Source organism: Halorubrum distributum JCM 10118 (genome assembly GCF_000337335.1).
In the GTDB taxonomy this organism is placed as follows: Archaea; Halobacteriota; Halobacteria; order Halobacteriales; family Haloferacaceae; genus Halorubrum; species Halorubrum distributum.
The window spans coordinates 1-9,959 of the sequence record NZ_AOJN01000033.1 but is presented as its reverse complement, the minus strand read 5'-3'; the positions used below and the strand labels follow the sequence as shown (position 1 = coordinate 9,959).

Genomic DNA, 9,959 nt, shown 5'->3' with positions numbered 1-9,959 from the left:
CCTCCCCAGCCTCGCGGTTCGCGCTCTCCGAGCGCTCACCGCGTCCCTCGCGCGTGCTGTCTCGCGGCCGCCGGTGGCGGCCGCTCGCAGGCACGCGCCACCACAGTTGTTATTTATAAATCGTTGACCTCGGCAGTCGGCTGACTCACGCCTTTTTAGAACTCGAAGCCGACCGCGTCGCGGCTCGGGCGGAGCGGGCTCTTCGGATACGGCGGCTCGCCGTCGGGGTCGTTGTACGCTCGCGGCGCCACGTCGTTCGGGCCGTCCGGGTAACAGAGCGCGGCGAGCGTCTGGATCGCCGTGCGGCCGCTCGCGAGCTCGAACTGGCCGCCGCCGTACAGCTCGATCCCGTTCCGCTCGCAGTACGAGATCGTCTCGAACAGGGATTCGAGCGTGCCGAACCGCGAGGGCTTGACGTTACACCACCCCGGCTCGACCGGGAGCGACTTCAGGCTCTCGACGCCGTCGATCGGGTAGTCGAAGGAGAGCCGGTCGGCCTGCGGCTCGACGAGCGCGCTCGTCGCCGGCGTGAACGCGGGGTCCTCGACGACCGCGCCCGGGAACGCCGCGAACACGTCGCGGTACAGCTCCGGGTCCGGCTCGACGTCGATCTCCGTCCCCTCGTACCACCCTTTTAAATCGAGGACGCGCACGGCGTCGGTTTCCCGGAGGGTCTCGAACGCCGCTTCCGGCCACTCCGGCGTGGGGTCGAGCTTGAACTCCAAGTCAGGGTTGCGCGCGAGCAGCGCCTCGACGCGCTCGGTCGAGGGCGGGTCGCCGAGCCGCGTCGAGACGACGAAGCGGACCGGCTCCGGGTCGACGCCGAGGCGCTCGCCGAGCGACTCCTCCTGCTGTCGGAGCGCCAAGTCGAGCGCCGCGCTCTCGACCGCCCAGCGGCGATAGTTGCGCGCGGCCTCGTTCTCCGGCGGGTTCCCGTGAAAGAGGTCGATCTCGTCGAGCCGGTCCGACAGCTCGTCGATCGTCCACTCCCCCTCGACGTCGATCGGGTCGGTCCCGGCGAGCGCGTCGTGGTCGGCGGTCTCGTAGGTCACGTCCTCGCCGCGACCGACGAGGCCGTCGCCGGAGAGCCGGTACTCCGTGGTCGTCCGCTCGAACCCGCTCGTCGTGTCCGCCGTCCGTCGCCGTCTGGCGACCGACTCGATCGTCACCGAGAGGTCGGCGATCCGCTCGTAGTGGCTCATGGCCGATCCGACGCCGCCCGGTCACTTAAATCGGTGAGCGCGCGGCGACCGGGGCCGGACGATCCCCCGGACCCGGATACGCCTCGGCCCCGACTACGCTCCGGCGTCGCTCGCGCGGTCTCGGAGCGTCGCGATCCGCGTCCCGAGCGCCCAGAACAGCGGGACCACGGTGAGCGCGACCGCGCCCGCCGCCGCGACCTGAAGGACCGTCGTGGTGAACCACGGCGCGCCGTCGGCGTACGGCAGCGAGGTGTGGGTCACGTCGCCGATCACGGGCACGAAGTAGTCCATCAGCAGGTCGACGGTGTACCACGCGGTCGCGATCGCGACCGCGCGGAGCGGGAAGTCGGTGATCCGGTGGAGGACGAACGCCTGGACGACCATCGCGAGGTGGCTAAAGAGGAGGAACGCGTACAGCGCCGGGCCGTTGAGCGCGAGGAACTCCGGGAAGAAGACGACGAGGACGTACGGCGTCCACAGCCCGAGCTTGATATTGCCGAAGAAGGCGAGCGCGGCGAGCGTGTCGCTCGACCGCCCGAGCGCCCACGCGCCGAGCGCGAGCGCGATGAGCAGCGTCGCTCCGGGGCTGTCCGGGATGAAGATCCACATCTCGGTCGGGAGCTCCTGAAACTGGAACCGGTAGTACCAGAAGCCGAAGGCGGTCCCGACGAGGTTGATCGCGACGATGACCCACGCGAACCGGAAGGCGACGTCCTCCAGCCGTTTCGGGAGCGGCGCGACCCACCGCGGGAGCGACTCGCGGTCGGGCGGGTCGCGGCCGAGCGCGCCGACGATGTCCATACCGCCGGCTCGGACCGGGCGGGCAAAGCCGTGGCGGTCGCGGCGGGCGCGACCGGCTGGCGCGGGGAGGAACCGACCGCCCCGTCCCGCCCGACTCCGCACCGCTCGACCCCTGACCGACCCGCGGCCGCGACGAAAAGGGCTATGGGCGCCCGGCGGAAAGGCGGAGGTATGCGCCCGCGAACGCTGCTCGCGCTGCTCCTCGTCGTCCCCCTCGTGGACGCGCTGTTCCTGATCGTGGTCGCGACGCGGCTCGGGTGGCCCGCGACGGTCGCCTTGGTCGTGTTGACGGCCGTCCTCGGGATGCTCCTGTTGCGCGCCGAGGGGCGGGCGACGCTCGCTCGGATCCAACGCAAGGTGGCGCGCGGAGCGCCGCCGACCGACGAACTGCTCGACGGCGGGCTGCTCATCGCCGCGGGCGCGTTCCTGCTCACGCCGGGGCTCGTCACCGACGCGGTCGGCTTCCTGCTCGCGCTCCCGCTCTCGCGAGTCCCCATCCGCGTGGCCCTGAAGAAGTACGTCGTCGTCCCCTACATCGAGCGCGAGACGGACGGCTTCTTCTCGGGCAACGTCTACATCGGCGGCTTCCCCGACGACGGCGAGGGCGACTTCACGATGGGCGGCGGCGGGTTCTCCGGCGGCGGTCCCGGTGGCGCCTCCGGTAGCGGCCCCGACGGATTCGACGGCGGTAACGGCGCCGACCCAGACGGGAGCGCCGGCGGCAACGCGGACGCCGGCGGCGCGTCGGCGGACGACGACGTCGTCGACGTGGATTTCACCGTCGAAGAGGAGGAGCGGAAGGGAACCGACTGACGGCGCGGGCGTCGTGAGTCCCCCGTGAAACCGCCACACGGCGGCCGGCTGCCGAAAGGAAACCCTTAAAATCCTACCCGCGCAACGACTGAATGCGCTCACCTGGGCCAATAGCTCAGTCAGGTTGAGCGCTCGGCTGATAACCGGGAGGTCCACGGTTCAAATCCGTGTTGGCCCACCTGCTATTCGCCCGGTCTCTGACCGGGTGAAATTGGTGGGCTGGGACTCCCCAGCCACCCAATTTCGTCGTTTCACTCCCATAGAGGCGCCGCTGTCGCGTCTCGTCCGGGCTTAAATTACGCCGGTAGTCACTGCTGTCCCTCGATCTGCGTTAGTCGACCGATATCCTCGCTCGGTCTCCCGTGGCCAGTCATTTGTACACCGCCCGCGAGGGTGGGGTATGGAGCAGCTGGCGTGTTACGACTGCGGCGAGACGTACGCGTTCGGCGACGCGGCCCGCTGTCGCTGCGGCGAACCGCTCTGGGTCGAGACCGACACGACCGGGTTCGACTGGCCCGACGCGAGCGAAACGGCGGGGAGCGGGAGCTCGCTCGGACGGGACACGCTCTGGCGCTACGAGTCCGTGCTTCCCGCGACCGCGCCGACCGGGCTCGCCGCCGCCGCGGGCGGGACGCCGCTGTTCCGCGCGCCGTCGATCGAACCGACGGACGGGCCGCGGATCCACCTCAAGGTGGAGGGCGTCAACCCGACGGGGAGCTTCAAAGACCGGGGGACGGCCGTCGGGATCTGTCGGGTGGACGGCCCGGTCGGAACCGTCTCGCACGGCAACATGGCCCTGAGCGTCGCCGCCCACGCCGCCGCGGCAGATCGGGAGGCGATCATCCTCGTGGCCGAGGACACCCCCGACTCGCGGCTCGCGATGATCGCCCAACACGACCCGCACCTGTTCCGGGTCCGCGGCGACTACGGGCGGCTCTACGACGACACCCTCGACGGCGACCTCGGCGTCGCGTTCCTCAACTCGGACGCCCCGCTCCGGGTGGCCGGCCAGAAGACGGTCGCGTACGAGATCTGCGAGGCGTTCGCGCCCGACGCCCCCGACGCGATCGTCTTGCCGGTCAGCAGCGGCGGGCAGGCGAGCGGGGTCTGGAAGGCGCTCCGGGAACTGGACGCGGCGGGACTGCTCTCGACGGTGCCGCGGATCTACCTCGCGCAGGCCGCGCGGTGTGACCCGATCGCGCAGGCGTACCGAGGCGGAAACTCCCGCGTCGAGCCCGTCGAAGGCGAACCGACGGCGGCCGTCTCGATCAACAACGCCGACCCGCCGAGCGGGAACCGAGCGCTGGCCGCCGTTCGAGCGACGGACGGCGGCGTCGTCTCCGTCCCCGAAGAGGCGATGCTGGCCGAAACGGACCGGCTCGCGGCCGACGCAGGCGTCTCCGTCGAGCCGTCCTGTGCGGTGGCGACAGCCGCCGTGCGAGAGCTCTCCGCGGCCGGCGAGCTCGGTTCCGACGACGACGTCGCCGTGATACTGACCGGGTCGGGGTACAAGTACGGTGCGTCCGACCCGGATACCTCGTCCGTTCGAGAGGTCGACCGGACGGACGTCCCCGCCGCGGTCCGCGACGCGGTGTTATGACTCGTCGAGAGACCGGTCGACTCCCGTCGGCGCGTCGGCCCTCAGTAGCCCGCCAGCGTCTCGTCGGTTGTTCCGGCGAGGTAGTCTCTGATCTCCCCCTCGCGCCAACCGACCGGGGCCAGCACGCTCTCGACGGCGCGCACGGCGGCGTCCTCGTACCACGCGACGTCGTAGCGGGCGGTCTCTTCGAACGCCAGCCGGACGCGCGCCGGGCCGCGTGCGTCCGCCTCGACGACGACGTACCGAACCGTCTGTCCGGGAGCCAGTCCGGCGCCCTCCATCTCCGCGCGTTTCAGGGCGGCCACGGTGAGCGTCTCCCGCGAGTAGTCCGTCACGTCCTTCGACACGCGGTTGTCGACGACGAGGTCCGCGGGATCCACCTCGCCGTCCCGTAGCTCGCGGAGTCGGCGCCGGAGGGCGTCACACACCGCCTCCGGCGAGCGCGTCTCGTCGAAGGCGCGGAGCGCTTCGGTCTGGACGTCCTCGACCCACGCCGGCGTCGAGCGCTGCCGGCCCTCGATCCCGCGGGTCTTGACCGCGTCGCCGAGCCCGGTCTCGGGGTAGGCCGCCCCGCGTCGCCGCCCGAAGTAGCGCGTCAGCGCGCCCGACTGCGAATTCCGGGTCGGACAGAACGCCACCCAGTCGAACGCGCACTCGTACTCCAGCTCGACGCCGGCCTCTCGACTGATCTCCTTTGCGACCGCGGTCAGCGGGCGCTGTTCGCGGTCCTCGGCGGGCGTCACCCAGATGGAGTCGACGATGCCGTGGAGGACGCGCCAGCCGGCCGCCTCCAAGGCGTTCTTCGCGCCGAGGAGGAGTTCGCGGGCGTAGGCGTTGATCGCCTCGTGACACTCGATGCGGCCGAACTTCGCGTTGCTGAACCCCTGGTAGCCGAAACAGGAGACGAGGATCCACTTGATCGCCGACGAGGCGGCTTCCAGCCGCTCCCGCTCGTCGCCGCCGGCGTCGGGGGAGTCCGCGGTATCGGCGAGGTCCGCTTTGATCTCGCTGCGCGCGTCGATGAGGGGTCCCAACACGTCCGGCAGGTAGCCGTCGCGGTCGCAGACCGAGTAGCCGAGTCCGGGGACGTCGTCGGTGTCGCAACACCCGCACCGGACGGTCTCGGGCGAGAGGTTGCGCGTCCGGATGATGTTCGGGTACAGCGACGCGAAGTCGAGCTCGTGGACGTCCTCGTGGACGCCGACCTCGGGGGCGAGCGTCGTCCCGCCGCGGTCGGCGTCGTCGAGCGTCGCCGCCGACTTGAACAGCTCCGGGCGCCACGCCCGCCAGGGGACGACCACGTCGCGGCGCCGCGCCTCGCGGATCTGCATCGCCGTCAGCACCCGACCGATGGAGGCCCAGCCGAGTTCTTGGAGTGGTAATCCCGAGCGTTCGACGAGGTCGAGACACCCCTCGAGCCCCGACTCGTGGTAGAAGAAGGAGTTGGACTCGTCGACGACGACGCGACCGGGCACCGCGTACCGCGCGGGCGAGTGGCCCACCCGCCCGTACGAGGTGTACGTCGACTCGCCAGCGAGCTTCGCGTATCCCGGTCGCCGGCCGAGTTCGAGGTCGACGCCGACGGCGTCGGCCGCCTCGAACAGCAGCGGAACGAGGTCGGCGGTCGAGACGACCAGCACGTCGGGGTCGCGGTCGTCGAGGACCGCTCGGACGCCCGCGACGACCTCGCCCGGCGACGAACCGACCCGCTCGCCGTCGACCGTGAGGTGCGGGAGCGACTCGACGCCCGACTCGTGACGGGGGCGCTCGAAGCGAAGCGCCCGGAGGTCGCGGACCGACCGGTCGGGCGCGGCCGGGGTGCCCGTCTCGAGGCAGTAGCGTAGCTCCCGCGTGAGGTCGACGTCGTAGCAGGTGTACGCGTCCGGCCGGTCGAACTCCCGCACCCGCCTCGCGATCGTGCGGACGGCGTCGATCGACGCCGCGTCGACGCGGAGGAGCGGGCGGGCGGTCGTCCGGAACGTCTGGCGGTGCGACTCGACGCCGAGGCCGGCCACCGCCGCCTGCCCGTCGAGGAACGACCGGAGGGAACACAGCGCGTCAGAGAGCCCGTCGCGGGCGGGCGGCGTCGGGTCGGGTCCGCCCGCGCGGCCGTAGAGGTCGTCGACCGGATCGCCGACGAACAGCGTCGGGCGGTAGTCCTCGCGGACCTCGCGATCGGCGCCGTCCGGCGCGATGTGCCACTCGGCGACGCGACCGTCGTCGAGGAAGTCGACCGTGAGGACCACGGTTACGCGTCGGCGAGGGCGTCGACCCGCGACTCCAGTTCGGCGATGCGGCGCTCCTGTTCGAGCGCGATCCCCATCCACACCGGCGCCAGCGGGTCGGCGTGGTTGAGGTGGCCGGCGGCGTCCGCGCGGTCGCGAGCGTAGGCGAACAGCCGGTCGAACCGCCGCTGGTCCCCGCGGCGCAGCGCGCGGCGGAACGGCCCCCACTCGTCTTCGAGCGCGGTCAGCCGGTCCCGGTAGGTGGGGGTCGTCCGGCCCATCAGCGCACCCCCGTCGCGGCGGCCGGGCGGCCGAGCGCCGCCGAGTCGTACATCCGGGCGCGGTGTTCGAGCACCTCGCGCCAGTACGCGAGCGTCGTCTGCGTCCAGCCGTCTGCCCCGCGGTAGACGAGCGTCTCCGCCTCGCCCGCGGCGTCCTCGAAGCGCGGGCCGAACGGCGTCGCCCGGCAGGTGAGGCGCGTCGCGGCGGCGCGGCGGAGCGGGCGCGAGAACGCGTCGTCCCGGCAGCGCGTCACGAGGACGGGGGCGTCGTGGACGCGGGCGACGCGCGCGACCGCGGCGACCGCGCGGACGAACATGTCTCCGGCCAGTTCGCGGTCGACATCGGCGGCGCGGTAGCGCGCGTCGAGGCCGGTCGCGAGGACGACCGACGGCGACGCCCGGGCCGCGAGCCGGCCGGCCAGTCGGTCGAGCAGCGCCGTGTGCTGGTGGGCCGTGAACCCGCGGGCGACCTCGACGCGGTCGAGCACGCGGTCGGCCGGGGCGAGCTCGCGGAGGCGCGTCGTGTTCGCTCGGTTCGCGCCGTCGACCCAGAACGCCGGGCCGTCGCTCCCGAGCACGCGGTCGAGCAGCAGCGCCTGGACGGGCGTGACGCCAAGGTCGTCGTCGACGTCGACGAGCGTGACCCCCGACGAGAGCTCCGGGAGGTCCGCGGTCGGTCGGTCGGAACGAGTGGACATGTGCGTCTCGACGGGGAGACGGCAAAAAGGGGTGAGCCATACCCGGGGAGTGAAAGTGGAAGTGGCGAGGGGTGGGAGAGTCGCACCGGATATGAGGGAGTGCCTGCCGGTCGGAGAGACGTAGCGATAGTCGAGAGTAGTGTGAGCGCACACTACATTTATGAAAGCGGCCACGTACGTACACGCATGAGCAGCGAGCGCGTCGACTCCGAGAGCACGGTCTCGGGAAATCAGGCGAACATTCCGGCCCACATCCGTCGAGAGATGGATATCGACGACGGGGACACGCTCCGCTGGCGGATCGAGGACGACGGCACGCTTCGCGTGCGGGTCGTTCAGCAGCGCAGCGGGACGTTCGGCGAGTTCGACGGGTACGACGGCGACCGGGAGACCGACGTCGAGACCGAGCACGACGCGTGGGGCGTCGACCCCGAGTAAATGCCCCGGGCGCTCGTCGACACGACCGTGCTCTTCGCGGCGGCGTACCGTCGGGACGGCGCGCACGAGGACGCCCTCCCGATCCTCAGGGGGATCGACGCCGGGGAGCTCCCGGAGGCGGTGATCCTGGACTACGTGCTCGCGGAGACGCTCAACGACCTGACGACGCACGCGGGCCACGACGCCGCCGTCGACTTCCTCGACCGGGTGGAGGCGAACGCGCGGCTCCACGTCGAGTCGCTGACGGCGGACGCGTTCGCGACGGCGAAGGGGCTCTTCCGGCGGCACGAGGGGTTCTCGCTCATCGACGCCTGCCTCGTCGCGTACATGCGCGCCGAGGAACTCGACTACTGCTACGCGTTCGACGACGACTTCGACGCCGCCGAGGACGTCTCCCGGCTCGATGTCGCGACGAATCCGTATCAGCCGGAGTGAGAGGCGGTTGTGTTCAGTGAGGCGCTCGTCGACGTGCTTGCGGGACTGGAGGGCACTGGATCTGCTCGTACGAAGAACTTCCGGCGACGTTCGAGGACGTGTACGTACTCGACCGCGACGAGAAGCGGTTCATCAACAGCGGCAAGCGCGGGTCGGCGAAGGACGCCAAAGAGCGGCTGGTGATGAACTTCGAGCCAGAGAGGCTGTAGTCTGTGAGAACTGGTCGAATCTAGCTACGAAATACACTTCTTCAATTAGACTATCTTTCTACGTTCACGGAGAATTACTCATTGATCCGGACGTATCGATGTTTAGCATATACTGTAGTGGGATAATTCGGACCTGGGTGAATTTACGCTCTAATTGTTTTAATGAGAGATTCTGTTCGTTCTTTCTGATTTCTCGGTATGATTCCCTACCTTTGACAACAGCCAGAGTTGCTTCCAAAAACAAAGCAAAGGCCTTGTTGATGTCATCTTTTGTATGCGTATAGAGGCCCCTCCCACCGCTACACATATCTTTCAAGTCTTGCTGAGAGGCATTACCAATTCCCGCAATAGCAAAGTAGCATCCATTGCTTGGTTTGAAACCAATCTCATCTATTGTGTTCCGGACATCATTTAAATTATGTTCGCTCCTATTCTCTTTTCCATCCGTAAATGTAAGCAGTAGAGCAGGAATCGGTGCCTTACCTGATAGTTGGGCGTGCCGCAGAGTCTTCATCGATTCTATGATCGAATCGTTCAAAGCGGTTTTTCCTCCAGTAGATAGGGAGGAAATATCGGACTTCACGTCCGCAGGATTCCTTCGAGCGGTTCCGACCGAGTAGGATGAGTCAAAATAAGATACCGCTCCAATGTGCGACTTTTTTCGATGGAGTTCTTCAACGAATTCTTTTGAGTTATCTTTCACAACGCTAAGTTTGCTTGGTCCCGAGGATCCGAAGAGCAGCCCCATATGTCAGCTAATAATCCTCTCTAAAATTAAGTTTTGTGGTGGTTGTTACCACGACCAAAATGCCATCTAGATAGTGGGTAGGGATCACATTTATCAGTGAATATACTAACAAATCAATTGGAGAAACAATATAGAGCGGTATCTCCGTTGAAAAGAGACGGAATCGACGATTAACTGAGCAAAACAATGGGACTCGAAACATTAATTGAGACATTCGGTGAGGAAGTAATGGGAACTCTATCTGGGTTGCCGCCCGGAACAGTGACAGCTGCAAAAGCAGCTGGAGTCCTTGCTTCCACTGCTTCCTCTACGTCCTCAACCGACAATAAGGCGTCCAATACGGTCAAAAAGAATTCAAGCCAGCTCAGTCGAAAGCAAGAGAAGATTGTCAATATCGCGGTTACCCGTCTGGCGAAACAGATTCAGTACCTCACAAAGCATCGTCAGCGAACCTGACCTGAGTCACCTATTCTGTTACAATGAGTCGTCGGTAGTGGCTGATCAGCGCT

At 67.8% G+C, this 9,959-nt stretch carries 10 protein-coding genes and 1 tRNA gene; 5 read left to right on the top strand and 6 right to left on the bottom strand.

The window, feature by feature from the left end; genetic code table 11:
• Positions 1-155: 155 nt before the first annotated feature.
• Both C466_RS05880 and C466_RS05875 read right to left on the bottom strand, forming a co-directional pair.
• A complete protein-coding gene (locus tag C466_RS05880) occupies positions 156-1,202 on the bottom strand; it encodes a hypothetical protein (protein WP_004595587.1) in 1,047 nt (348 codons plus the stop codon).
• Between the two features lie 93 nt (positions 1,203-1,295).
• Positions 1,296-2,003 (bottom strand): DUF1405 domain-containing protein, encoded by a 708-nt coding sequence (locus C466_RS05875; RefSeq protein WP_004595586.1) that lies wholly within the window; start codon positions 2,001-2,003, stop codon positions 1,296-1,298.
• A 171-nt stretch (positions 2,004-2,174) separates the two neighbouring features.
• Here C466_RS05875 and C466_RS05870 point away from each other — a divergent pair, with 171 nt between their 5' ends.
• The 3 genes from C466_RS05870 to C466_RS05860 all read left to right on the top strand — a co-directional run bounded on the left by C466_RS05870 (position 2,175) and on the right by C466_RS05860 (position 4,416).
• On the top strand, positions 2,175-2,816 hold the full coding sequence (locus C466_RS05870; RefSeq protein WP_004595585.1) for an FxsA family protein: 642 nt from the start codon (positions 2,175-2,177) through the stop codon (positions 2,814-2,816).
• A 104-nt stretch (positions 2,817-2,920) separates the two neighbouring features.
• Positions 2,921-2,994, top strand: a tRNA-Ile gene (locus tag C466_RS05865).
• Positions 2,995-3,216: 222 nt separating this feature from the next.
• Positions 3,217-4,416, top strand: a complete 1,200-nt coding sequence (locus tag C466_RS05860) for a threonine synthase (protein ID WP_004595584.1) — start codon at positions 3,217-3,219, stop codon at positions 4,414-4,416.
• Between the two features lie 41 nt (positions 4,417-4,457).
• Here C466_RS05860 and C466_RS05855 read toward each other — a convergent pair whose 3' ends face one another.
• Genes C466_RS05855 through C466_RS05845 form a run of 3 tightly spaced genes read right to left on the bottom strand, consistent with a single transcriptional unit; the run spans position 4,458 to position 7,620 of the window.
• A complete protein-coding gene (locus C466_RS05855) occupies positions 4,458-6,662 on the bottom strand; it encodes a type B DNA-directed DNA polymerase (RefSeq protein WP_004595583.1) in 2,205 nt (734 codons plus the stop codon).
• A 2-nt stretch (positions 6,663-6,664) separates the two neighbouring features.
• On the bottom strand, positions 6,665-6,922 hold the full coding sequence (locus C466_RS05850; RefSeq protein ID WP_004595582.1) for a hypothetical protein: 258 nt from the start codon (positions 6,920-6,922) through the stop codon (positions 6,665-6,667).
• Positions 6,922-7,620, bottom strand: coding sequence for a P-loop NTPase family protein (locus tag C466_RS05845; RefSeq protein WP_004595581.1), 699 nt, complete (start codon positions 7,618-7,620; stop codon positions 6,922-6,924). The genes C466_RS05850 and C466_RS05845 overlap by 1 nt, the downstream gene beginning before the upstream one ends.
• A gap of 186 nt (positions 7,621-7,806) precedes the next feature.
• Here C466_RS05845 and C466_RS05840 point away from each other — a divergent pair, with 186 nt between their 5' ends.
• Both C466_RS05840 and C466_RS05835 read left to right on the top strand, forming a co-directional pair.
• Positions 7,807-8,058: an AbrB/MazE/SpoVT family DNA-binding domain-containing protein gene (locus C466_RS05840; RefSeq protein ID WP_004595580.1), complete on the top strand. Its 252-nt coding sequence runs from the start codon at positions 7,807-7,809 to the stop codon at positions 8,056-8,058.
• Positions 8,059-8,493 (top strand): type II toxin-antitoxin system VapC family toxin, encoded by a 435-nt coding sequence (locus C466_RS05835; protein ID WP_004595579.1) that lies wholly within the window; start codon positions 8,059-8,061, stop codon positions 8,491-8,493.
• A 273-nt stretch (positions 8,494-8,766) separates the two neighbouring features.
• Here C466_RS05835 and C466_RS15860 read toward each other — a convergent pair whose 3' ends face one another.
• On the bottom strand, positions 8,767-9,450 hold the full coding sequence (locus C466_RS15860) for a vWA domain-containing protein (protein WP_080505953.1): 684 nt from the start codon (positions 9,448-9,450) through the stop codon (positions 8,767-8,769).
• Between the last annotated feature and the right edge of the window lie 509 nt (positions 9,451-9,959).

Excerpts from the sequence above, each read along its gene's own strand:
- C466_RS05880 (WP_004595587.1), bottom strand. The coding sequence starts at position 1,202 with ATGAGCCACTACGAGCGGATCGCCGACCTCTCGGTGACGATCGAGTCG.
- C466_RS05875 (WP_004595586.1), bottom strand. The coding sequence starts at position 2,003 with ATGGACATCGTCGGCGCGCTCGGCCGCGACCCGCCCGACCGCGAGTCG.
- C466_RS05870 (WP_004595585.1), top strand. The coding sequence starts at position 2,175 with ATGCGCCCGCGAACGCTGCTCGCGCTGCTCCTCGTCGTCCCCCTCGTG.
- C466_RS05860 (WP_004595584.1), top strand. The coding sequence starts at position 3,217 with ATGGAGCAGCTGGCGTGTTACGACTGCGGCGAGACGTACGCGTTCGGC.
- C466_RS05850 (WP_004595582.1), bottom strand. The coding sequence starts at position 6,922 with ATGGGCCGGACGACCCCCACCTACCGGGACCGGCTGACCGCGCTCGAA.
- C466_RS05845 (WP_004595581.1), bottom strand. The coding sequence starts at position 7,620 with ATGTCCACTCGTTCCGACCGACCGACCGCGGACCTCCCGGAGCTCTCG.
- C466_RS05840 (WP_004595580.1), top strand. The coding sequence starts at position 7,807 with ATGAGCAGCGAGCGCGTCGACTCCGAGAGCACGGTCTCGGGAAATCAG.
- C466_RS05835 (WP_004595579.1), top strand. The coding sequence starts at position 8,059 with ATGCCCCGGGCGCTCGTCGACACGACCGTGCTCTTCGCGGCGGCGTAC.
- C466_RS15860 (WP_080505953.1), bottom strand. The coding sequence starts at position 9,450 with ATGGGGCTGCTCTTCGGATCCTCGGGACCAAGCAAACTTAGCGTTGTG.